Raw genomic sequence first — 24,097 nt, 5'->3', positions numbered from 1 at the left:
GGGCGTTATGAAGAAGTCATTGAAGTTTCGTTTGCCCAAGGGGCAGTGCTGGACGATAGGCGTGCCCTATTTCTGGCTGCTGATGTTCTTTGCCTTGCCGTTTGCCATCGTACTGAAGATCAGTCTGTCGACCCCGGCCGTGGCGATTCCGCCCTATGAGGCCTTGTATCAATATGCCGACGAGTCGCTGCAGATCATGCTCAATCTGGGCAACTATATTCTGATCTTCGAAGATCATCTCTATATCAATGCCTACTTGGGCTCGCTCAAGATGGCCTGTGTCACCACCATCGGCTGTTTGCTAATCGGTTACCCCATGGCCTATGCCATTGCCAGAGCGCCTAAGCAGCATCAGACAGTGCTGATCCTCTTGGTGATGTTGCCATCCTGGACCTCGTTCCTTATCCGGGTGTATGCCTGGATGGGTATCTTGAGTAACAACGGGGTGATCAATAACCTGCTGATGTGGCTGGGGGTGATCTCCGAGCCGATTCAGATGCTTAACACTAATTTTGCCGTCTATATCGGTATCATCTACACCTATCTGCCCTTTATGATCTTGCCGCTGTACGCCAACCTGTCACAGCTCGATGGCAGCTTGCTCGAGGCCGCGGCGGATCTTGGCTCACGCAGCCTCAATACCTTCTGGAAGGTAACGCTGCCGCTGTCGAAAGGCGGTGTGATTGCCGGGTCCATGCTGGTGTTTATTCCTGTGGTCGGGGAGTTTGTGATCCCTGAGCTATTGGGCGGTCCTGATTCGCTCATGATAGGTAAGGTGCTGTGGCAGGAGTTCTTCAACAACCGTGATTGGCCGGTCGCTTCGTCGCTCGCCATCGTGATGTTGGCACTTCTGATCATCCCTATCACCCTATTCCATCGTTATCAGTCCAGAAGTATGGAGAAGACGATATGAGCAACAGACTAAGAAAATTGAGTTTCTCCACCCTGATGCTCTGGGGCGGGATGTTTTTCCTCTACGCGCCCATGTTCATCCTGGTCTTCTACTCGTTTAACGAGTCTAAGCTGGTGACGGTTTGGGGCGGCTTCTCGGCCAAGTGGTATGGCGAGCTGTTCCGCGACGACCAGATCCTCGATGCGGTGGCGACCAGCTTAAAGGTGGCGTTCTTCGCCTCCACCATGGCGGTGATCCTCGGCACCATGGCGGCCTTCGTGATGACGCGCTTCGCCCGCTCATGGGGCAAGATGACGCTGTCGAACATGATCACTGCGCCCCTGGTTATGCCTGAGGTGATCACGGGTCTCTCGCTGTTGCTGCTATTCGTGCACATGGCAGACCTGTTAGGTTGGCCCGCCGAGCGTGGCATGTTGACCGTGTGGATCGCCCACTCGACCTTCTGCGCCGCCTATGTGGCCGTGGTGGTCTCATCCAGGCTGCGTGAACTGGATATGTCTATCGAGGAGGCGGCCCAGGATCTGGGGGCGACGCCGCTCAAGACCTTCTTCCATATCACAGTGCCTATGATCTCGCCGGCGCTGATCGCGGGTTGGCTGCTCTCCTTCAGCCTGTCGCTGGACGACCTGGTGATTGCCAGCTTCGCCTCGGGACCGGGGGCGACGACCCTGCCTATGGTGGTCTTCTCCTCTGTGCGCATGGGGGTTTCGCCTAAGATCAACGCCTTAGCGACATTGATCATACTGATTGTCTCGCTGATCGCCTTCATCTCCTGGTATCTGGCCCGCCGCGCCGATAAACGCAGCCGTATGGTCAGCGACTAGGCTCGCAGCGTTAGCTCAAGACGACAGGCGGCCGCGCCGCGGCGCCTGTCAACCCAAGCCATTATTATAACGATTCAGGGTGAATGATATGACCTGTACACCTCATGCAAATTCCTATTATGCGGCATCTGCCAATACCAAGGCGCTGCGCGACAAGTTAAGCGATAACATAGAGACCGACGTCTGTATCATAGGCGCCGGCTATACCGGCCTCTCTTCGGCGATCCATCTGCTGGAGGCGGGCTTTAAGGTGACGGTACTGGAAGCCGCCAGGGTTGGCTTCGGCGCCTCAGGGCGTAACGGCGGGCAGATAGTCAACAGCTTCAGCCGGGATATCGACACCATAGAAAAGGTTGTGGGCACAGAGCAGGCCAAGTTGTTTGGTCAGATGGCCTTCGAAGGTGGCCGCATCCTCAAGGGGCTGGTGGCTAAATACAAGATCCAGTGCGATCTGAAAGATGGCGGCGTGTTTGCGGCGCTGAACAAGAAACAGATGGGCCATCTCGAGGCGCAGAAGGCGCTGTGGGAGAAGCATGGTCATCTGGGGCACTTAGAGCTGCTGGATGAGCAGGGTATTCGCGACGTGGTGGATACCGAGCGCTATGTCGGTGGTTTGCTTGACAAGAGCGGCGGTCATATTCATCCGCTCAACCTGGCGCTGGGTGAGGCCGATGCGGTGGAATCCTTGGGCGGACAGATCTTCGAAGATTCTGCCGTTGTTCGTGTCGATCAGGGCGAGAACCCTGTGGTGCATACTCAGGAAGGCTCGGTGAAGTGTAAGTTTGTCATCGTCGCCGGTAACGCCTACCTCAAGGGATTGCTGCCCGAGCTGCAGGCTAAGTCTATGCCCTGCGGTACTCAGGTGATCACCACAGAGCCGCTTGGTGAGGAGCTGGCGCACTCGCTGCTGCCCCAGGACTACTGCGTCGAAGATTGTAACTATCTGCTGGATTACTTCAGGCTCTCGGGTGATAAGCGACTCATCTATGGCGGCGGCGTGGTCTATGGCGCGCGGGATCCTGCTAACATCGAGGCGATCATCCGTCCCAAGATGCTGGCGACCTTCCCGCAGCTTAAGGATGTGAAGATAGACTTTACCTGGACGGGTAACTTCCTGCTGACCCTGTCGCGCCTGCCGCAGGTGGGGCGTATAGGTGGCAACATCTATTACTCTCAGGGCTGTAGCGGCCATGGCGTGACCTATACCCATCTGGCGGGGCAGATACTGGCCGAGACCATCAATGGCCAGGCGAAACGCTTCGACGCCTTCGCCCAGTTGCCCCATTACCCCTTCCCGGGCGGTCATCTGCTACAGGTGCCTTTCTCGGCTATTGGCGCCTGGTACTACACGATGCGCGACAAGCTGGGTGTCTAGCCAAGTTATAGCCATTAAAAAGCCCGCTCGATGCGGGCTTTTTTGTGTTGGTTAGGCTTGAAAGCGCAAGCAGAGGCAGCTTGTTTCCTCTTGTTACTGCTTCTTGCTGGTCATGTTCCACAGCACGCTCTGATCGCTGCCCATGATGGTGGTCGGCATCTGACCGTTCCACTGCTGGGCACGCACATAATCCACCAGAGTCTGAGACTCTCTCAGCGCCTCGGCCTTCTTCTTGATCGCCTCTGCTTCTGCGATACCCTTCAGGCGAATCGCTTCAGCCTCGGCAATCGCCTCGGTCTGAATGGCGTAAGCCTTACCGTCGGCGGTGGCCTTGGCGGCGTCACGCTTGGCGTTGGCGGTGTTCACCTCACGCTGGGCCTCCAGGTTCTGCCGCTCCAGACGATGTTTCTCGGCGGCGGCGAGGTTTTTCTCTGTCTGTTTGGTCTCGATCGACTGGATATATTTCTGGGGCAGGCCAAGATTTTCTAGCTGGGCGGAGTCCAGCTTGACCGGGTACTCCTTCATCTCTTCGACAAGAAAATCTTCTATCTGGGCGATCACTCGGCTGCGGTTTTGGATGATCTCCTCGGCCTTGTAACGCGCCAGGGCATCCTTAGCGGCAGATCTTAGCTTAGGGTCCAGGATGCGCGACTCGAACTGGCTCAGGCCGCCATAGCTCTTAAACAGGTCGAAGGCCTGGTCGCGATTGACTGTCCAGTTGATGGACACCTCGGCGGTGACCGGCATCTGTTCGTGGGTCGAGGCGTTGAGTTTCTCGACATTCTTGCGGGTACGTATCTCTAAGACCTCGACCTTGTCGACGAAGGGGAGCTTCACGTGTAGGCCGGGATTGACCTGTTCTGTGGCCTGGCCGAAACGCTTGATGATGCCCACATGGCCCTCATCGACCGTGTACATGGTCTGGCTGAACAGGACGAGGGCGAAAAGCAGGCCGGCGATTAACACCAGGGCGCCTTTGCCTTTGGTCTTTATCGTCGATAGGTTGGCGATATCCTTAGGTAGTGTGGTCATTCTCTCTCCTTGTGACTGTGTCTCTTGGCGGCAACTGCTTGTTGGCGATGGGTGTTACGCCAAGGTTATGCCTGGGTTAAGGCGCTGAGGATATTACGTTATTTACCCTTTGAGTCAAGGGAGAGGGGGGCGTTAGTGGCTGAGGAGTTGATCGAACTCTTTGAGGGGCAGTGGCTTGCTGAACATATAGCCCTGGCCCTGCTCACATTCCAGCGCCACCAGTTTTTGTAGCTGCTCGGCATCTTCTATGCCTTCGGCGATAAGCTTGAGCTTGAGGGATTTGGCCAGATGGATCACCGCCTTGACGATATCCAGGCTCTGCTCATCCCCCAGCATATCTTTGACGAAGGATTGATCTATCTTGAGGGTGTTGACCGGGAAGAACTTGAGGTAGCTGAGGCTGGAGTAGCCGGTGCCGAAGTCGTCGATGGCGATGCTCAGCCCCAGTGAGGAGAGGGTGTTAAGCACATTTAACGCCTCGTCGAAATCATACATGAGGGAACTCTCTGTCACCTCGAGTTCGAGGAAGCTGCTGTCGAGCCCGGTGAGCTCCAGTACCTTGGCCACAGAGTCACAAAACTCGGGGTTGGTGAACTGCTTGGCGGCGATGTTGACGGCGATCTGCAGTGGCCGACCTCTTTTCTGCCAGGCCTTTGCGGCCATGCAGCTCTGTTTGAGGATGATCTCACCCAGCTGATGGATGAGGCCTGTCTCCTCGGCAAGGGGAATAAAGTCCAGCGGTGAGATCAGCTTGCCGCTGGGGTCGTGTAATCGGGCCAGCGCCTCCGCGCCTATGATCTCCTTGGTCTTGAGATCCACTTTTGGTTGGTAGTAGACCTCTATCGCTTCCGTGTCGATGGCGGTGCGTAGCAGGGTGACCAGCTCGTGGCGTTTCGTCAGTTCCTGCTCGAGATCCTCGGAGAAGTAACAGAAGCGGTTACGCCCCAGATCTTTGGCGCGGTACATGGCGGCATCCACATGGGTCATCAGCTCCTCGGCCCTGAGGGCGTCCGAAGGGTAGATGCTGATCCCGACGCTGACCGACAGAGTATATTCCTGGCCGTCGATACGAAACGGCGTGTTGAGGCTGCGGACGATATCTGTGGCGATAGAGTCCACCTGGCTGGTGGCGGTGAGCGAAGGCAGCAGTAGGACAAACTCGTCGCCGCCGATGCGCCCCAGGGTGGCGTTGGGGTCGATGAGGGACTGCAGTCGTTTCGCCACCTGCTTGATCACCTGATCCCCATAGCTGTGGCCCAGGGAGTCGTTGAGGTATTTGAAGTGATCTATGTCGATCAGCATCAGGGCGACGCTCTTGTCATAGGAGTCGGCCACGGCGCAGGCGTGGTTGATTCTGTCATGGAGCAAGATGCGATTAGGCAGGTCGGTGAGCTGATCATGATTAGCCAGGTGGCTCATCTTGAGCGACATGGCCACAGACTCGCTGCAGTCGTGAAAGACTATTATGCCGCCGGTGACCTTGCCTTCACTGTCTGTGATGGGGGCGGCGGAGTCTTCAATCTGGAAGATGGTGCCATCCAAGCTGTTGAGCTGGCAGTTGAGGGCCATGGCGACGTTGCGTTTCTCCTTGATGGCGATGGTGACCGGATTGGGGCTGCGGTACTTGGTCTTGGCATCGCACAGATCCATCACCTGCTCGATATGCAGGCCGATGGCGTCGCGACACACCCAGCCGGTGAGGCGTTCTGCGATGGGATTCATGAAGGTGATCATCGCCTCGCTATCGGTGGCGATGACGGCGTCGCCGATGGCGTTGAGCATGATCTTCAGGCGCCGATTCTCGGTATCCAGTTGGCTCTTGGCGCGCTTGATGGAGGTGATATCCGTCAGGGTCAGCAGCATGCCCGCCACGTGTCCATCTTGTTTCCTGATGGTGAGATGGGCCTGGGCATAATCTATCTTGCCCGGGGTATCTTCCAGGGCAACCTCGAACTGATGCTTAGGTTTATTGCTGGCGATACGGGCCAGTATCTCCTCATACAGGGCCTTAGGGAGCAGGCTAGAGGCGGGCTTACCCAGTGCATCTTGGGGGATAGTGCCGAACCATCTGCCGTTATAGTCGTTATGAAAGCGGTTGAGCAGATCCTTGGACCAATAGGAGATGTAAGAGGGGATTTGATTGACCAGGGCCTGCATATCCTGGCGCGCCTCTATGATGGTCTGTTCCTGACGTTTGAGTAGTAGATGATTCTTGACCCGCAGGCGACAGGTGGCGAGATCGATAGGCTTGTGGATGAAGTCTATCCCCCCTGAGCTGAGGGATTTATATTCGAAGCTGCTCTCGCTATGGGCGGTCACGAAGATCACCGCGCTGTTGCAGGTCTTGGGGTTATTCTTCAGCCGCTTACACATCTCGAAGCCATTCATTTGTGGCATCTCGATATCCAGCAATATGATGGCGGGTTGGTGTTGCTCGGCCTTATCCAGTGCGTCCTGACCACCCGTACTACAGATGATCTCGGCCAGATCTGTGAGGGATTGCTCCAGCAGATGTAGGTTGGCGCTCTCATCGTCGACAACTAATATTTTTTGTCGAGTCTCTACATCGTTGCCGAAAAGCATAGAAGAATTCCTTTTCAAATCTGCCGTCTATATTCAGCTTAGCCGACTATAATCAGTTTGCTTAAGGTTTTTCGCGCTTAATGCTGAAAACCAGATTAAATACTACTTTTTAGTTAGTTAGCTGCGGGTAATTGACCATATTCTCCGATAGAACACCGCGCAGTTTATCGCCTATGCTGAAAGCGTATTGATTGAATAACAGTGTGTTACTGAGGCTGGATAGTAAAAGGAGTTATAGTCCATGGTGCGACAGATTTCACGCTTATCTTCTCTCTTTGGCGGACGTTCACTGCTGCTGGCCGCCTCCTTGTTAGTGCTGTTGGTGGCGCTTGTCATCATCGCCAGCTTCGAATCTCAATTAAATCAGAATATCGTCGATGGTCTGAGTTCAGATCTTGAGGCTCAGAGCGAGCAGGTCAACAATCAGGCCCAGGACAGGCTTAACCGTTACTTCAACAACCTACGTTTTTTATTTGAGACCCCGCCTATCTCTGGCCTTTCCCGGGCTCAGAATAATCAGGGGATTGACCCAGTGGATGAGACCCGCTACGACCAGTGGCGCCACCGATTGGAAACCATCTTCGTCGCCTTCTTGCAGAATAATCATGAGTATGAGCAGCTGCGCATATTGAGCAGTGATGGCATGGAGCTAATTCGGGTGGATAGGCGTGGCGGCGCCGTGCAGGTGATAGAGGATACCAACTTGCAAAATAAGCAGGGGCGGGACTATTTTCAGGCCAGCAAAGATCTGCAGCAGGGGGAGATCTATACCTCGCCCATCAACTTGAACCGTGAGTTTGGCAAGATAGATTACCCTTACCGGCCCATGTTACGCCTGGCGACGCCTATCTTCGATGACAATGGCAGCCGATTTGGTCTGCTTATCGTCAACATCAATGCTAACGATCTTCTCGCCTCTTTTAAGCGCCTGGTGCCAGCCCCCATAGAACTTGTACTGACCGACAGTGAGGGGTATTTCTTGGTGCACCCCGATGAGGAGATGCGCTTTAGCCGCGACCTGCATCCCGAGTTGGTGTGGGATAAACATTATCAGCAGAGCAAGGCACTTAAGCGTAACTTCGAGTTGGTGCTCGACAGTTATCACGATAATAAGCCCTATTATGCCTATCGCCGCGCCATCACGCTCTCTAACGATGCCCAGAGCGGTCGGCTCAGCGCGACCCTAATGGCGCCCAAGCAATATGTGCAGGAACTCGCGGTCTCCCGGCGCATCAGTGTCTACAGCTTCATGTTGGCCGTGGGAGTCTTGTTTCTGTTTGTGGTCATCATACTGGGGCGCAGCGCCCGTAGCAGTCAGGCGCTGGCCAAGGAGAAGGCGCAGTCGGCGGCGATCATCGACGGCTCCAAGGATGCCATCATAGGTGTGGGCACCAGCGGTGTGGTCAACAACTGGAACCGCGCCGCCGAGTTGCTGTTTGGCTATGATGCCGACTATGCCAAGGGGCACCTTATCGATCAGCTGGCGCTGCTGCCCGAGGTAGACCTGGCGGCCTTGGTCGCCAAGGCCAATCAGGGGAACAAGACGCTTAATCTGGACGCCGAACTGCCGCTGAACGAGGGGCGCATCGTCGATCTCTATGTGTCGGTTTCGCCCATCCTAGGGGAAAACAAACAGGCATTAGGGGTGGCCATCATCATACGTGATGTCTCCATTGAGAAGCAGGCGGCCAAGAAGATACAACTGGTGAACGCCGAGCTCGAGAAGAAGGTAGCGATCAGGACCCAGGAGCTACAGAAGGCAAGCTTAGTGAAGAGCACCTTTATCTCTAACATCAGCCATGAGATGCGCACGCCGCTAAACGGCATAGTGGGCACCTTGAATCTGGTGCGCAAAGACGCTGTCACCGAGCGCCAGGCGCGTTATCTTGAGATGGCTGAGGTGAGCGTTAACGCCCTGTCTGCATTGATTAACGATGTGCTGGATCTCTCCAAAATAGAGGCGGGCAAGCTGGACTTAGACATGAGCAGTTTCAATCCGCTTAACCTGATTGAGAGCATCTGCAGCAGCATGGCTGTGAAGGCGCAGGAGAAGGGAATAGAGTTTGTCATCGATGTGGTCGACCTTCGCTGCCAGAGCATAGAGAGTGATCCCCATAGGATCACCCAGATCCTAACCAATCTGGTGAATAATGCCATCAAGTTTACCGACCATGGCTATATTAAGGTCAAGGCTCACAGCCGTCTTAGAGAGACAGGGGATCTCGAATTTATCTGTGAGGTGTCTGACACAGGTATCGGCATTGCCGAGGAGAATCAGGCCAAGCTGTTTACTGCCTTCTCGCAGGCCACCTCGCGTATTGCGGCTCAATATGGCGGGACAGGGCTGGGGCTCTCAATCTGTAAGGAGCTCAGCGAGCTTCTTAACGGCAAGATGAGTTTCGAGTCCCACCAAGGCGAGGGCAGCTGTTTCACCTTCACCATGGTGTTACATCAGGGCGAATTTAAGCTGATGGCGCCCGAGGCGCTGCTACATGAGATGACCTGCAGTGTCCTGCTGGTAAATGAGGCGCAGCAGGCCTGTGTCGAGGCGGCAATTGCCAGGTTAGGTGGTAAGTTGTTGCCAGGCTCACCCATTAGTGACTGGCTTAATCAGGATGCCCCTGTGCCAGATGTTCTGCCCCATGTATTGATAGTCGAGCAGCGTCACTCCTTGCTTACCGATCTCGACAGTCTCTGGCCGACGCTGGCGGCGACCCATAAGCGATTGCCGCGGGTGTTAGCGTTTCAAAAGAGCGCAGATGGCAATAAGTCGCTGAGAAATATCGAGCTTGAGTATCTCAATAACCCGCTACTCTTCTCTGAATTTATGCAGAAGTTTGGTGCCCAGAGAGCAAGCACTGGCATCGCGTCTACTCGTCAGGATGAGACTCTAACTATCTCAGTGGAGGCGGCCCAGCGCATCAAAGGAGCGCGGGTGATGGTGGTCGATGACAACGAGATCAACATAGAGGTTGCCCTGGGGATATTGTCCGAGTTGCCGTTGGAATTTGTCAGGGCCATCAATGGTCAGGAGGCGTTGACCAGACTGAGGGAGTGCGAGCAAGAGGGGCTGGGCGTGCATTGCATCTTGATGGACTGCCAGATGCCGATCCTCAATGGCTATGACTGCACCCGGGCGATCCGCGCCGGGGAGGCGGGTGAGGCGTTTGTCGATACGCCCATTATTGCCATGACGGCCAGTGCCATGATGGGCGAGCGTGACAAGTGCATCGAGGCGGGCATGAATGACTACATCACTAAGCCTATCGTAGCCGAGCGGCTGCAGGAGAAGGTGGTCGATTGGCTGATCTCTGTCTGTGAGTTTGGTGACTTGCCTACTTTAGTTGAGGCTGCGCCCCATGAAGAGATCCTGGTGAAGGATGAAGATTATGTCTGGAACCGTCAATTGGCCCTGAGCCGGTTGATGAACAATGAGGTGCTGTTTGCCGAGATCTGCCAGATGTATCACGACACGTCGCCGGCACAAGTTGGCGAGCTGGAGGAAGCGATCGCCGCGAAGGATTATGAGAAGGTGCGTCAGCTCAGCCATGGCCTCAAGGGACTCTCCAGCAGCATAGGCGCCATCCAGCTTCAGGAGCAGTTTTTGAGCCTGGAGATGGAGGCCAAGATGAAAAACTGTGATAAGTTGAACCTACTCTTTGGGGTGATAAAGCCTTGCTATGCCAAACTGATGGAGCGGCTGCAGGAGACGCTAGAGCCCAAGGAAGAGGTACAAAACGCTTCTGCCCAGACTTAACGAATTTCAATAATAACAGGCCGAAAGGTAGTTGATGGAACAGAATAACGATATGTCTCCATTAGTTTTTTCTCGTAAGGGGAGAATACTGATCGTCGATGATATGCAGGTGAATATCATCATACTCAGGCAGCTCCTGAGCCAGGAGTATGAGATAGCCTCTGCTTTGAGTGGTCAAGAGGCGCTGGCCTTGTGCCACAGCTTCAAACCGGATCTTTTGCTCTTGGATATCGAGATGCCGCGAATGTCGGGGTTCGAGGTCTGTCGCCAATTGAAATCTGAACCCTGCACCCGGGAGATCGCGGTGATCTTTGTCTCTGCCCACCACGACGAGGAGCAGGAGGTGAGCGGATTTGTGCTGGGTGCGGTGGATTTTATCCATAAACCGCTCAATGCTGTGATCACCCAGGCAAGGGTTAAGAATCAGATGCTGTTGAAACGCCAATCGGATCTCTTGCGCTTCATGCTCAAACAGGAGGCGACTCGCAGTGTTTCGAGCTAGGCGTGTCGAGCTAAGTGTGGCAACAAAAAGCTGAGTGAACTCGAGTAACAAAAAAGCCTGCAAGATGCAGGCTTTTTTGTTTGAATTGGTGGCCCCTCACAGACTTGAACTGTGGACCTAAGGAAGATGAATTTGTTGAGTTCGTGGCGATTCATATGGTGTTTTTGCTGCCGTTATCCAACATCTGTCTTATTAGCCGTCTTAGTCGGTTAAGTCATCTTGATAAGTGGTTATTATTTTAAGTTGTTTTAATGATTATTATGAATATTAGGTTGTCATTAAAACGTTTTATCTTTTGTTTGTACTGTCGTTATTTCTTTTCTCATCCTTCTTAGTGCGGCTTGTAGTGTGATGCGCGTCACGGAAATGGAGTGAAGTGAGCGCATAATTGCTTAACCGATAATTAACAAATGTGTCTTTCACTTAAGGAAAAGCGATTATGGCAAAGTGTTTTAAATATGGGGTTGTTGTTTCTCAGATAGCCTTGCTCGGTTTAAGTTTCTCTATACAAGCCAAGGAAAATAATGATTTTTCCTCTATGCAGATGAAAGGGGTTGAGCAGGTGTCGGTGAAGGTAGACCTTGACCCAGCTGTCGAGCGTTTGTCTAAGGCGGTGCAGTTTCGCACCATCTCAAATCAAGATAGAAATGACTTCGATGAGAAGGCTTTTACCGATTATCACCAATTTTTAGAAACGGCATATCCTAATGTGCATAAGACGCTCAAGCGCGAAGTGTTAGGATCTCCCCGACCATTCAGTTTGTTATATACCTGGAAAGGTAAAGATCCCTCCCTGCCACCTGCGCTGTTTTATGCCCACCAAGATGTTGTACCTGTCCCGAGTGAGTCGAGAGATCAGTGGGCCGTCGATCCCTTTGCCGGTGCGGTGAAAGATGGTTATATCTGGGGCCGAGGCGTCTTAGACGATAAAAACCAGATCCACGGCATCTTAGAGGCGGCCGAGATGAAGATTAAGGAGGGCTGGCAGCCGTCACGTACTCTCTATTTCGTCTTCGGTCAGGATGAAGAGGTGGGTGGACCCGAAGGGGCCAAGTATATTGCCGATGTGTTAGAGCAGCGTGGTATTAAGCGATTTGCCTTCGTCATCGATGAGTCGGCGCCGCTGACTCCGGGTATCTTTCCCGGCATTCCAGATAACACCGCCCTGATCGGTATTGCCCAGAAAGGCTTTGTGAGTCTCGAACTGGCAATGAATGGCATAGGCGGCCACTCCTCTCAGCCGCCTGAAGAGTCCAATATCGGTATTCTGGCTAAAGCCATTACCAAGCTGGAGGCGGCGCAGTTCCCCTATCGTATCCATGAGGCGGTGCGTCATCAGTATCGCTACATGGGCCCTGAACTGAGTGAAGATAAGCAGCCTATGTATGCGGCGGTAGCGTTTGGTAAGGATGGCGAGATCACGCCGCTAGAGCAGAAGTTTATCGATGAGATGGCGAGCCAGCAGGTGACCCGAGCCATGCTGCATACCACTATCGCGGTGACTATGTTTAATGCCGGTATCAAAGATAACGTGTTACCGCCTTCGGCTACGGCCGTGGTGAATTTCAGACCCATGCCGGGTGACACGCCTGAGGTGATCATTGCCCACGTTAAGAAAGCCATAGGTGACGATCGCATCACGGTTAAGGATATCTCGGCGTCGACTCCCGCAACCAATGTGGCCGACCCAAGTAGCAAGAGTTATCAGCAGCTTGAAAAGACCATACGTCAGATCTACGGCAACGATCTCATCGTGTCGCCTTTCTTCGTGATCGGTGGCTCAGACTCTAAGCACTTCCAGGCACGTAAGTTTGCCCCCGATGTTTATACCATTACTGGCTTGCAACTGGAGTCGGTGAAGGAGTTCGCCGGATTCCATGGCGTCAATGAGCGTATCCGAGTCGATGAATATGGTCGCACCATTGGCTTCTTCTACAAGTTGATGGATAACTTAGAAGAACTGTAAGTCATTATGCTATATGCCTGGCTACGCCAGGCATATAGGGATTGAAACTGGTTTATCAGTTCCCTTAATGGCAAATTTCGGAACGAAGGTTTGAACCAGCACTGGTTCAGAACCTTGGACGATGCCAGATACGAAATCGAGCTATGGCGTGAATACTACAACCATGTTCGCCCACATGGTTTACTGAATTACATGCCGCCGGTTGAATATGCTAAACAAGCGGCATAAGAAGGAAAATCTCATTAAGGGATTGGTACTAATCTTGGGGTAAGGTCAAACGCCAGATATGAAAAAGGCGTAGCAAGTACTAACCTGCTACGCCTTATCAGAATTGGTGGCCCCTCACAGACTTGAACTGTGGACCTAACGATTATGAGTCGTGTGCTCTAACCAACTGAGCTAAGGGGCCGACTTAAGATAGTCGTCACTATCGAAAGCGCAAAGAAGTATACGAGGTTTAAAAGCGCTTGTCACCACCGATCTGGCAAGAATTCTGAACTTTGAATTCAACTGCTTATCTGTTGTTCAATCGGCTTATAAGCAGGGGCATAAAATAGAAAAGCCAGCACTGTGGCTGGCTTTTCTGCTCTGTATTAGACGCTGTTAGCGAGTCTATTCATCCAGGAAGGATTTCAAGATCTCTGAACGAGACGGGTGACGCAGCTTACGCAGCGCCTTGGCCTCGATCTGACGAATACGCTCACGGGTCACGTCAAACTGCTTACCCACTTCCTCTAGGGTGTGGTCCGTGTTCATATCGATACCGAAACGCATACGCAGTACTTTAGCTTCGCGAGCCGTTAGGCCGGCAAGCACTTCGTGGGTGGCATTCTTCAGGCTCTCACCTGTGGCGCTGTCCAGTGGCAACTCGAGGGTAGTATCCTCGATGAAATCACCTAAATGCGAATCTTCATCATCGCCGATAGGGGTTTCCATTGAGATAGGCTCTTTGGCAATCTTGAGTACCTTGCGGATTTTATCTTCAGGCATCAACATGCGCTCGGCCAACTCTTCCGGTGACGGCTCGCGTCCCATCTCTTGTAGCATCTGACGGCTGATACGGTTGAGTTTGTTGATGGTCTCAATCATATGAACCGGGATACGAATGGTACGTGCCTGGTCGGCAATCGAACGCGTGATCGCCTGGCGGATCCACCAGGTTGCATAGGTCGAGAACTTGTAACCACGACGGTATTCAAACTTGTCTACCGCCTTCATCAGGCCGATGTTACCTTCCTGAATCAGATCCAGGAACTGTAGGCCACGGTTGGTGTATTTCTTCGCGATAGAAATTACCAGACGCAGGTTAGCCTCAACCATCTCTTTCTTAGCGCGGCGAGCCTTAGCTTCACCGATAGACATGCGACGGTTGATATCCTTGATGGCGGCGATGGCCAGGCCGGTTTCATTCTCGATAGCATCGAGCTTGGCGCGGCAACGTTGAACGTCTTCGGCAACCATCTCCAGCCCTTCGGCATAAGGCTTCTTGGCGGCAATCTCTTCGTTGAACCATTCGATGCTGCTCTCGTTAGAGGTGTAGACCTTAACGAAGTTTTTCTTCGGCATCTTGGCCTGCTCGACACACAGCTTCATGATGAGGCGCTCTTGAATACGCACCTTATCCATCATTTCGCGCATGTTCTTTACCAGGCGGTCGAACTGCTTAGGTACCAGACGGAACTCTTTGAAGATCTCGCCAATTTCGAACAGGGCGGCAGTCGCTTCTGGGTGCTCACGACCTTTAACTTCAATTACTTTTAGGGCTTTTTCGTGAGCTTCACGCAGCTGAGTGAAACGCTCGCGCGCTTCTTCCGGATCTGGGCCTTTTGGCGAATCGTCTTCATCGCCGTCTTCGTCCTCGTCATCGCCCTCATCATCTTCGTCGTCGAGATCGTCGTCCGACAATTCCGAGCCGATATGGGTCGCAGTTGGCGCAACATCTTCGGCATTAGGGTCAACAAATCCAGAGATAATGTCCGATAGTCTGACTTCTTCAGCTTCGTAGCGGTCGTATTGCTCAAGGATCATGGCGATCGCTTGAGGATATTCGGCTACAGACGCTTGAACCGTGTTGATCCCTTCTTCGATACGCTTGGCGATTACGATTTCGCCTTCGCGGGTCAGAAGTTCTACCGTACCCATCTCGCGCATGTACATACGCACGGGATCTGTGGTACGACCCAGTTCAGCTTCAACCGTAGCCAGTGCTGCGGCAGCTTCTTCGGCAGCATCTTCATCTGTGCTGTCTTCAGACATCATGATCTCATCGGCATCCGGCGCCTGCTCATAGACGCGAATACCCATGTCATTAATCATCTGGATAATATCTTCGATCTGGTCAGAATCGACCATATCTGCAGGCAAGTGATCGTTCACTTCTGCATAGGTTAAATAACCTTGCTCTTTACCTTTGGCAAGCAACAATTTAAGTTGCGACTGCGGAGTTTGCTCCATAGATATCATCCAAGTTGGGTAACTGTTACAACGACGGGCAATATGTGCCGCGCAAATCGTCAATTATAGCCGTGTGCACTGTGCTGTGCTAGTCCAAGTGTTTACTTTGTGAGACAAATTTTGCTCTAAGCTTGCCCTTGGATCACTGCAATGAGCTTTTTAAGTTGCATCCGCTCTTCTTTAGTATGGTGCTGTTTTAAGCTCAATTCCTGATAACGTTGTTCAATATACTGATTGTTCAACCAAATCAGGGCTTTTTTGAACTCTTGCTGAAGGTTTTCATCCGCCACTTGATGCTCCCATTGGGCTAATTTCTTCAGGGTGTCTAGCTGTTCGTCACCCCTGAACTGTTCAAGTAGTTGTGCGCTGTTGACCTTCTCGGCGCGAGTTCTGTCGAGTAAGAGGCTGAGCAAATCTATGCCAGCCATCTTGATATGTTTTAGCGCAGGCTGCACCGGTAGGTTATTACCTAGGTGCGGGTGCTGTACCAGCAGGGCGATGGCTAGTCGCAATGGGGTACCGCGTCCCTTAAGCGCTTTATTTTGCAGGGGCTTATTTGCGTCAATGCGTTTAAAGCCGAGCTTACGCTGCAATTCTTCCGCACTGTTCATGCCGAGCTTGTAGGCGAGATTCTCAAGCAATAGGCTCTGCAGAACTGTGTCTTGTACTTTCTCTATCAGGCTCATGGCTTGTTTGGCCAGGGTGCCTTTGTCCGTGCCATAGCGGCTGGCTAAAGTGTCGAACAGAAATTCCGGTAGTAGCTTGGCCTCGGCAATCAGCTGCTCGAAGGCCGGTTTGCCTATCTGACGCACCAACGAGTCGGGATCTTCCCCCTGAGGCAAGAACATAAACTTTACCTGGTCGCCGGGCTTGAGCAGTGGCAGGGCGGTTTCAAGTGCCCGCCAGGCCGCCTCGGTACCTGCCTTGTCGCCGTCATAGCAGCAGATCACCTCTTTGGCGCTACGCAGCAGCAATTGAAACTGATCTGCCGTGGTCGAGGTGCCGAGTGATGCTACCGCATAGTCGACGCCAAATTGTGCCAGGGCCACCACGTCCATATAGCCTTCGACAATCAGGATCTGACTGGGATCCCTGTGTCTCTGTTTGAGTTCATACAGGCCATAGAGTTCATAGCCCTTATGAAATATGGGCGTTTCCGGAGAATTCAAGTATTTCGGCGTGCCGTCACCTAAGACTCGGCCGCCAAAGCCAATTACTCGGCCGCGGCGATCGCGAATGGGGAACATGAGACGGTCGCGGAACCTGTCGTAACGCTTTCCGCTGTCGTTCTCGATCACCATTCCTGCGGTGAGCAGCTTGTCCTGGGCATCCTGGTTTTGACGATAACGCCCTAAAAGGCCATCCCAACCATCGGGGGCGAAGCCGATGTTGAAGTGCTCAATCACCTCATCGGACAGGCCACGGTGGGCGAGATAGTCGATCACTTTCTGCTTGTCGGTGTGCTGTTTCAGCTGGCTTTGAAAGTAGCGGCTGGCCTCTTCCATCAGTTGGTAGAGGTCGCGGCTTAGGCCTTCGTCGCGGCGTTTGCCTGTGCCTTGCTCTCTGGGGACTTCCAAGCCTAAACGGCCGGCGAGTTCCTCGATGGCATCGACAAAGTCGAGCCTGTCATACTCCATGACGAAATCGATGGCATTGCCATGGGCGCCACAGCCGAAGCAGTGATAAAACTGTTTGTCTCTGCTGACGGTAAAAGAGGGTGACTTTTCGCTATGGAAGGGGCAACAGGCAGAATGATTTTTGCCCGCCTTCTTCAGGGGGACCTTGGCGTCGATAAGATCGACTATATCGGTGCGAGCTACAAGCTCATTAATAAACTCACGAGGTATCGCCATTGCTGTATAAATGCCGCCTTTTCGCGAAATTAAACCGAAAGAGTAGAAACAAACAAGCCGTGCGTAGGCACGGCTCATTCATACATAGAACTTAAGGTTACTTGAGTTTTGCCTTGATCAGTGCGCCTATTGACGCCATGTCAGCTCGCCCTTGTACCTTAGGTTTCAATGCTCCCATTACTTTGCCCATATCCGCCATGGATGATGCGCCTACCTCTTGGATAGTGGCATCGACTAGCTCGGCAACCTCTTCTTCAGAAAGAGGCTTAGGCAGGAAAGTCTCGAGGACTCGAATCTCACCGGCTTCTGCTTGGGCTAGTTCGTCACGACCCGCCGCTTCATATTGAGCGATAGAGTCGCGACGTTGTTTAACCATTTTGGTTAAGACAGCTATGGCTTGATCATCATTCAGCGTCTCGCGGCTATCCACCTCGATCTGTTTGATGGCAGCCAGCGCCATACGAATCGTACCCAGACGCACCTTATCTTTGGCGCGCATGGCTTCCTTCATCTGGTCTTTTAGCTGATCAACTAGGCTCATAAGAGATTAGTATAAACGTACGCGACGCGCGTTTTCGCGAGAAAGCTTCTTAGCAAGACGCTTAACTGCAGCAGCTTTAGCGCGCTTACGTGCAGTAGTTGGTTTCTCGTAGAATTCACGAGCACGAACGTCGGCTAAGATACCAGCTTTTTCACAAGAGCGCTTGAAACGACGTAGAGCTACGTCAAATGGTTCATTCTCACGTACTTTAATAATTGGCATACGCCATCACCCCTTAGGTGTAGTTTGTATTGAGTTAATTTCTTAACCCAAGTTAATTTAAAAATGGTGCGGAATTCTATACCGACTGTCGACCTTTTGTAAACCCCCTTATAGCGATCCTTTTGGGATCCTTTTTCGGGGCAACGTCCTTAAGTTTAGCATTTCCTTGTGTCTATATCGTGGCAGACATCATGACCGACCAGTTGAGGGCCCTTAGTGCATCCCCCATCAAGTCTGGGCTCGGCCGGGATCGTCGGGCGATACTAGGTGAGTGTGCAATCCATTGGTATTTCCGCGGGCAAGCAGGTAAAATTGGCCGCCACTTTATTTAGCGTGACGAGGAAAAATGCGAGTTTTAGGTATAGAGACATCTTGTGATGAGACAGGTATCGCCGTCTATGATGACGAAAAAGGCCTGTTATCTCATGCGCTTTACAGTCAAGTTAAACTACACGCCGACTACGGCGGGGTAGTACCTGAGCTCGCATCGCGCGACCATGTGCGCAAGATCATCCCGCTGATAAGGCAAGCCCTGAAAGAGGCTAACTCGACTCAGGATGATATCGATGCCATCGCCTATACCAAGGGCCCTGGCCTGGTGGGTGCCCTGTTAGTGGGGGCCTGTGTGGGCCGCTCGCTGGCCTTTGCCTGGGGCAAACCCGCGGTAGGCGTGCATCATATGGAAGGCCATCTGCTGGCGCCCATGCTGGAAGAGGATGTGCCCGAGTTTCCTTTCCTGGCGCTGCTGGTCTCAGGCGGTCACTCTATGATGGTGGCGGTCGAGGGGATAGGTCGCTATCAGGTGCTGGGCGAATCTGTGGATGACGCTGCCGGTGAAGCCTTCGATAAGACGGCTAAGCTGATGGGGCTGGATTATCCCGGTGGACCCAGACTCGCTAAGCTTGCCGCCCAAGGCGAGCCTAACTGCTACCGTTTCCCGCGCCCGATGACAGACCGTCCAGGGCTGGACTTTAGCTTCTCAGGTCTTAAGACCTTTGCCGCCAATACCATCGCCGATGAGCCCGATGATGAGCAGACCCGCGCCAATATCGCTCGCGCCTTTGAAGAAGCCGTGGTCGACACCTTGGCCATCAAGTGTAAACGCGCCCTGAAACAGACTGGCTATAACCGTCTGGTGATCGCCGGTGGCGTGAGCGCCAACAGCCGTCTGCGCGAGAGCCTGGCGGAGATGATGCAGGGACTCGGTGGTAGGGTCTATTACCCGAGAGGCGAGTTTTGTACCGATAACGGCGCCATGATCGCCTATGCCGGCATGCAGCGACTCAAGGCCGACCAGCTAGAGCCGTTGGCGGTGAAGGGCATGCCTCGCTGGCCGCTGGACTCGCTACCGCCGGTCTAATCAACTCGCTCCTTATCGTTGCGACAAAAGCCCTTCCTACGAAGGGCTTTTTTGTATTTGGTGAACCTATGATTTTGCTTAAACGACAGGCTTAGCTTAGCTGCTGAGCTATGCGGGTTAACTATTGTTCGGGTTAGCTATTGTGCGGTTTAATTGGGATAAGACTTAGTTGCCGTCGGTGCGCTTCTTACGCGATACCTTAGACTCTTCGCCCTTGAGCAGGCGATGAATGTTTTCCTTGTGGCGTATGATGATCAGCAAGGAGAGCATGGCCACGGGCACGGTAAAGCGCTCGTCGAAATACCAGGTATAGGCGGGGGCCAGCAGGGCGGTGACTATGGCGGCCAGTGAGGAGTAGCGGCAGATCAACACGACTATGACCCAGGTGGCGATCAGTGCCAGCGACAGATCGGCACCTATGGGCGCCATGGCGCCGAAGGCAGTCGCGACACCTTTTCCGCCCTTAAACTTAAAGAAGATGGGGAAGATATGGCCCAGACAGGCGGCGATGGCTATCACCCCGAGGGAGACGGCATCGACGCCGAGACGGAAGGCGACATAGGCGGGCACCGCGCCCTTGAGCATATCGAACAGCAACACCATGGCGGCGGCGCTGGCGCCACCGATACGCAGCACATTGGTTGCGCCTGGATTGCCTGAGCCTTGGCTACGAGGATCGGGTAATCCTCTGAGTCGACAAACTAGCACGGCACTGGATATCGAGCCTGCCAGGTAGGCGGTCAATATCATCGCTAGAGTCAGCAGCGTTAAGCTCAAATTGGTTTCCTTATCCTTCTTAAGGTATTATCCCGCCCTAGTTATTGAGGCGGCTGATTAAACCTAGTATTTTACGCACTGGTTGATTGGCCATGTAATGATAACGGGCGATTTGGCATCCGTTTTCTTATCCCTGATTCGTTGTCATTACAGTCGCTTATCCTACTTGGGTTTTCGGCTGTACGAAAGGGGAAATCACAGATATCTGTGTGATCCGGGGCATTATAACCATATTGGTCCTTGTAGCTTATTAGACCTCTTCTATTACCTAATTTTTTGCCTATCGGGAGGCATCATGGACAAGGTACTTATTTCACAGCTTAAAGTCGAAACCGTGATCGGTATTTACGAGTGGGAAAAGCAGATCCATCAAAACCTGCTGATCGACCTCGAGATGGCCTGGGACAATAGTCTGGCGGCCGCCAACGACGACTACCAACATGCCCTGTGTTACGAGACCGTCTCTAACCGGCTCACGGCCCTGATCACCGAGAAGCCGATAGAACTCATCGAGACGGTGGCGCAGATCTGCGCCGACTGTGTGATGGATGAGTTTGACGTGCCTTGGGTGAAGGTGAGGGTGATGAAGCCCGGCGCCGTGCCCAGCGCTCAGGCCGTGGGTGTCGAGATAGAGCGAGGTCATCTGTAACCTTATGGCACGCATCTTCATCAGCATTGGCAGTAATATTCACCCTGAGGGTTACTTTAACGCCGCCCTCAAGGCCTTAAGCACTCATTTCGATAACCTATGCCTCTCCAGCGTATTTGAGAGCGAGGCGGTCGGTTTCGATGGCAGCAATTTTCTTAACATGGTGGTTGCCGCCGATACTCAGCTTGGTATCGCCGAGGTGGTGGCGCTGTTTAAGCAGATAGAGTCGGATAATGGCCGGCTGCCGGGGGCGAAGAAGTTTAGCCCTCGCACCCTAGATCTCGACCTGTTGCTCTATGACGACTTGGTGACCGAGACGCCCGTAGTGCTGCCGCGCGCCGAGATCACCACCAATGCCTTCGTGCTCTGGCCGCTGGCGGAGATCGCCCCCGAGCGGGTCCATCCCGTGGCGCAGCTTTCTTATCAGACCCTATGGGACAATTATGATAAGTCGCAGCAGAAGCTGTGGCCTGTCGAATTTCAATGGTCTTATTAATTTCATTAGCCGACCCAAATCGTAAAGGATAATCATGGATATTTTTCAGGTAATAGTCTTGGCCCTTATCCAAGGCCTGACTGAGTTTTTACCTATCTCTAGCTCTGCCCACCTCATCTTACCCGCCCAGCTGCTTGGCTGGCAGGATCAGGGGCTAACCTTCGACGTGGCGGTGAATACCGGATCCTTATTGGCCGTGGTGATCTATTTTCGCCGTGAGCTCTTCTCCATGTTTACCGCCTGGACCGGCAGCCTGGTGACGCGTCAGCAGACCCAGGAGAGTAAGCTGGCCTGGTGGATCATTCTGGCAACCATTCCTGCGGTGATCTTTGGCTTTACCGCCAAAGACTTCATCTCGACTCACCTGAGAAACATCGAGGTGATCGCGACAACGACTATCGTCTTCGGCTTGCTGCTGTGGTGGGCCGATAAGTTAAACCGAGAAGGTTTTAGCGAGTTTCAGGTGGGCTGGAAGAAGGCGCTGCTGATCGGCTTCGCCCAGGCGATGGCGCTTATCCCAGGTACCTCACGCTCAGGCGCGACCATTACCGCGGCCTTAGCACTGGGCCTAAGCCGTGAGGCGGCGGCGCGCTTCTCGTTTCTCATGTCTGTGCCCGTCAGCCTGGGCGCGGCCATCTTGGTGGTGAAAGATCTGCTCTCCAGTCAGGAGGCGATCGATTATCAGGCGCTGGTCTTGGGTACGGCGCTGTCATTTGTGGCCGCCTATCTCTGCATCCATTACTTCCTGAAGATCATCAGCCGCATGGGGATGACGCCTTTCGTTATCTATCGTCTCGCCTTAGGGGCTATCCTGTGTGTAGTGATTTTTGCCTGATGGCCGCGAAGTTAAGTTATTAAGAGAGCCCTATGAATAGTCATTATTTGTGTCCCCTCTGCCAAGCGCCGCTGATGGTGCATCAAGGCAGCCAAGGGCTGCACTGCGCCAACAAGCACCATTTCGATAAGGGGCCGCAGGGGTACTGGGTGTTCAGTCAGCCCAAGAAGCCTCATATCGATTCGCGCCAGTTGATGCGCGCCAAACACTTCCTGTTGGAGTCTGATATCTTCGCCCCCGTGGTTGAGGCCATTCAGCGTCAGCTTAGTCAGTCTTTGCCGAGGGATGCCACACTGTCGCATCTGGATGTCGACAGCGGCGAGGGCTATTACCTGCGGGCGCTGGCAGGCGTGTTTAACGCGCTTGGCCAAACCTATGAGCAGACAGGTGTTGCCGAGGCGGAGAATGCCCTGTTTGTGGCGGCGAAGGCCCAGCCTGAGGCCAGTCTGATTCAGAGCCAGCTCAAGGTTCTGCCTTTCGCTGATGCCAGCTTCGATCTGGTGAGCCTGTTCGATAAGCCGCTCAAAGGCAAGGAGCCCCTGCGGGTGCTTAAACCCGGCGGCACCTTTATCTGGTTATCGCCAGGCCCGCGTCATCTGTGGCAGATAAGAGAGTTTATCTATCCTAACTTAACCGAGAAAGGCGGTGAGCCGCAGCAGCCCAAGGGTGTCACTCTGGTGGCGAGCGAGCATATTACTTATTCCTTGGCGCTCAGCGGCGAGCAGGCGCTGACGTTGCTTGAGATGACCCCCTTTGCCTGGCGGGCCAACGATAAGATAAAGCGGCAGATCGCCCTGCAGGATTTTGCGGCGTTGGAGATAGATCTTTACCTCACCCTAGCGACGAAAGATGCTTAGGTGAAAGTACATTTGTTCACCACTAGAAAATCCCGGCGGCTCGGGTTACCCTTTGAGCCAAACCTTTAACTCGATTTTTGGAAAACCGTTTTGATGATGCGTAAATTGCTGTTGCTCATCTTGAGTCTCGCACCACTGCAGTTACTTGCTAATGTCTATTCCCTGCCGGCCAATGGCGGCCGCCTCATCGGCGAGCTGCAGACCCATGTGGTCGAGAAGGGCGACTACTTCAAAACCATCGCCGATAAATACAATATCGGTATCTTGGAGTTGATGGAAACCAATCCTGGGGTGGATCCTTTCCTGCCGACTCCGGGCACCCAGTTGGTGATCCCCACTCAAATGTTGCTGCCGGACGTGCCGCGCAAGGGCATAGTGATCAACCTGCCGGAGCTGCGTCTCTACTATTTTCCTAAGAATGGCCGCGAGGTGCATGTCTTTCCTGTGGGCATTGGCCGCATCGGTCGTGAAACCCCGGAGATGACCACCAAGATCAAGGCGCGTATCCCTAACCCGAGCTGGACGCCGCCGGCGAGTTTGCGCGCCGAGCATCTGCGTGAGCGTGGCGAGGTATTGCCGCCCGTGGTGCCCGCTGGCCCGGATAACCCCCTGGGTAAATACGCCATGCAGCTCTCCTATGGCGATGGCAGCTACCTGATCCACGGCACCAACAAGGATTTTGGTATCGGCATGCGCGTCAGCGCAGGTTGTATCAGGCTAAACCCAGATGATATCGAGTGGTTGTTTCACCAGGCTAAATATGGCGACAGCGTGCGGGTGATCAATCAAACGGTAAAGATTGCTACCGAGCCCGATGGCCGTCAGATCATCGAGGTGCATTCGCCCCTGTCTAAGACGGAAGATCAGCCCCGTGAGAAGGTGATCAGCCTGAGCAGCAAGGTGGTGAAATTTATCAGCCAGGAGAGCGTCGATAACACCAAGGCAAACGATGCCCTGCTGACCCAGAACGGCATCCCTATGGTGATCTCACATCCACCGTTAACGGCGGCTCAGGATTTAGAGATCACTCCCTAGATTTTAGAAGCTTAGGTTTGAGTGACTGGTGACTATATCTAAGGCGTCCATAGGGCGCCTTTTTTG

The 24,097-nt window shown here is 53.4% G+C and carries 19 protein-coding genes, 1 tRNA gene and 1 pseudogene; 13 read left to right on the top strand and 8 right to left on the bottom strand.

What is annotated here, in order from left to right; all coding sequences use genetic code 11:
- The first annotated feature begins 7 nt into the window (after window positions 1-7).
- From K0H81_RS15190 to K0H81_RS15180, 3 genes are all read left to right on the top strand, one after another.
- Window positions 8-913, top strand: a complete 906-nt coding sequence (locus K0H81_RS15190; RefSeq protein WP_011864780.1) for an ABC transporter permease subunit — start codon at window positions 8-10, stop codon at window positions 911-913.
- A complete protein-coding gene (locus K0H81_RS15185; protein ID WP_011864781.1) occupies window positions 910-1,737 on the top strand; it encodes an ABC transporter permease subunit in 828 nt (275 codons plus the stop codon). Before K0H81_RS15190 ends, K0H81_RS15185 begins: the two co-directional genes overlap by 4 nt.
- 88 nt (window positions 1,738-1,825) lie before the next feature.
- Window positions 1,826-3,112, top strand: a complete 1,287-nt coding sequence (locus K0H81_RS15180) for an NAD(P)/FAD-dependent oxidoreductase (RefSeq protein WP_220058857.1) — start codon at window positions 1,826-1,828, stop codon at window positions 3,110-3,112.
- Between the two features lie 93 nt (window positions 3,113-3,205).
- Here K0H81_RS15180 and K0H81_RS15175 read toward each other — a convergent pair whose 3' ends face one another.
- Entirely contained in the window at window positions 3,206-4,144 is a 939-nt protein-coding gene (locus tag K0H81_RS15175) for an SPFH domain-containing protein (protein WP_220058856.1), read from the bottom strand.
- 132 nt (window positions 4,145-4,276) lie between these two features.
- The gene (locus K0H81_RS15170; RefSeq protein WP_220058855.1) at window positions 4,277-6,727 is read right to left on the bottom strand and encodes an EAL domain-containing protein; all 2,451 of its coding nucleotides are present in this window, start codon (window positions 6,725-6,727) and stop codon (window positions 4,277-4,279) included.
- Window positions 6,728-6,968: 241 nt separating this feature from the next.
- On the opposite strand from K0H81_RS15170, the gene K0H81_RS15165 reads away from it, so the two are divergent.
- The 4 genes and pseudogenes from K0H81_RS15165 to K0H81_RS15150 all read left to right on the top strand — a co-directional run.
- Window positions 6,969-10,484 carry an ATP-binding protein gene (locus tag K0H81_RS15165; RefSeq protein ID WP_220058854.1) on the top strand — a complete coding sequence of 1,172 codons (3,516 nt, stop codon included), beginning with the start codon at window positions 6,969-6,971 and terminating at the stop codon, window positions 10,482-10,484.
- Window positions 10,485-10,536: 52 nt separating this feature from the next.
- A complete protein-coding gene (locus K0H81_RS15160; RefSeq protein WP_220058853.1) occupies window positions 10,537-10,986 on the top strand; it encodes a response regulator in 450 nt (149 codons plus the stop codon).
- Between the two features lie 439 nt (window positions 10,987-11,425).
- Entirely contained in the window at window positions 11,426-12,952 is a 1,527-nt protein-coding gene (locus K0H81_RS15155) for a M20 family peptidase (RefSeq protein WP_220058852.1), read from the top strand.
- A 45-nt stretch (window positions 12,953-12,997) separates the two neighbouring features.
- Window positions 12,998-13,180, top strand: a pseudogene (locus K0H81_RS15150) (integrase core domain-containing protein); the annotation flags it as partial.
- Between the two features lie 104 nt (window positions 13,181-13,284).
- Here the strand turns inward: K0H81_RS15150 and K0H81_RS15145 are convergent.
- The 5 genes from K0H81_RS15145 to rpsU all read right to left on the bottom strand — a co-directional run bounded on the left by K0H81_RS15145 (window position 13,285) and on the right by rpsU (window position 18,022).
- Window positions 13,285-13,361 (bottom strand) — tRNA-Ile (locus K0H81_RS15145).
- A 203-nt stretch (window positions 13,362-13,564) separates the two neighbouring features.
- Window positions 13,565-15,406, bottom strand: a complete 1,842-nt coding sequence (rpoD, locus tag K0H81_RS15140; protein ID WP_144201035.1) for an RNA polymerase sigma factor RpoD — start codon at window positions 15,404-15,406, stop codon at window positions 13,565-13,567.
- A gap of 125 nt (window positions 15,407-15,531) precedes the next feature.
- Window positions 15,532-17,259 (bottom strand): DNA primase, encoded by a 1,728-nt coding sequence (gene dnaG / locus K0H81_RS15135; RefSeq protein ID WP_144201037.1) that lies wholly within the window; start codon window positions 17,257-17,259, stop codon window positions 15,532-15,534.
- Between the two features lie 97 nt (window positions 17,260-17,356).
- Window positions 17,357-17,800, bottom strand: a complete 444-nt coding sequence (locus tag K0H81_RS15130; RefSeq protein WP_144201039.1) for a GatB/YqeY domain-containing protein — start codon at window positions 17,798-17,800, stop codon at window positions 17,357-17,359.
- A 6-nt stretch (window positions 17,801-17,806) separates the two neighbouring features.
- Complete coding sequence (gene rpsU, locus K0H81_RS15125) at window positions 17,807-18,022, bottom strand: 30S ribosomal protein S21 (RefSeq protein WP_006080725.1); 216 nt, start codon at window positions 18,020-18,022, stop codon at window positions 17,807-17,809.
- 346 nt (window positions 18,023-18,368) lie between these two features.
- On the opposite strand from rpsU, the gene tsaD reads away from it, so the two are divergent.
- Window positions 18,369-19,382, top strand: a complete 1,014-nt coding sequence (tsaD, locus tag K0H81_RS15120; RefSeq protein WP_220058851.1) for a tRNA (adenosine(37)-N6)-threonylcarbamoyltransferase complex transferase subunit TsaD — start codon at window positions 18,369-18,371, stop codon at window positions 19,380-19,382.
- Window positions 19,383-19,547: 165 nt separating this feature from the next.
- Here tsaD and plsY read toward each other — a convergent pair whose 3' ends face one another.
- Window positions 19,548-20,159 carry a glycerol-3-phosphate 1-O-acyltransferase PlsY gene (gene plsY, locus K0H81_RS15115; RefSeq protein WP_011864805.1) on the bottom strand — a complete coding sequence of 204 codons (612 nt, stop codon included), beginning with the start codon at window positions 20,157-20,159 and terminating at the stop codon, window positions 19,548-19,550.
- 295 nt (window positions 20,160-20,454) lie between these two features.
- Here plsY and folB point away from each other — a divergent pair, with 295 nt between their 5' ends.
- The 5 genes from folB (at window position 20,455) to K0H81_RS15090 (ending at window position 24,031) form a co-directional block, all read left to right on the top strand.
- Entirely contained in the window at window positions 20,455-20,808 is a 354-nt protein-coding gene (gene folB / locus K0H81_RS15110) for a dihydroneopterin aldolase (protein WP_011864806.1), read from the top strand.
- 4 nt (window positions 20,809-20,812) lie between these two features.
- Window positions 20,813-21,304 (top strand): 2-amino-4-hydroxy-6-hydroxymethyldihydropteridine diphosphokinase, encoded by a 492-nt coding sequence (folK, locus tag K0H81_RS15105; RefSeq protein ID WP_220058850.1) that lies wholly within the window; start codon window positions 20,813-20,815, stop codon window positions 21,302-21,304.
- Window positions 21,305-21,338: 34 nt separating this feature from the next.
- Window positions 21,339-22,139: an undecaprenyl-diphosphate phosphatase gene (locus K0H81_RS15100; protein ID WP_144201047.1), complete on the top strand. Its 801-nt coding sequence runs from the start codon at window positions 21,339-21,341 to the stop codon at window positions 22,137-22,139.
- Window positions 22,140-22,171: 32 nt separating this feature from the next.
- Window positions 22,172-22,996 (top strand): putative RNA methyltransferase, encoded by an 825-nt coding sequence (locus K0H81_RS15095; protein ID WP_220058849.1) that lies wholly within the window; start codon window positions 22,172-22,174, stop codon window positions 22,994-22,996.
- A gap of 93 nt (window positions 22,997-23,089) precedes the next feature.
- Entirely contained in the window at window positions 23,090-24,031 is a 942-nt protein-coding gene (locus K0H81_RS15090) for a L,D-transpeptidase family protein (protein ID WP_011864810.1), read from the top strand.
- Window positions 24,032-24,097 lie beyond the last annotated feature (66 nt).

The sequence above is a fragment of the Shewanella halotolerans genome, assembly GCF_019457535.1.
Taxonomy (GTDB): Bacteria; Pseudomonadota; Gammaproteobacteria; order Enterobacterales; family Shewanellaceae; genus Shewanella; species Shewanella halotolerans.
The sequence above is the reverse complement of the archived record's forward strand: the minus strand, read 5'-3'. Positions and strand labels throughout refer to the sequence as shown.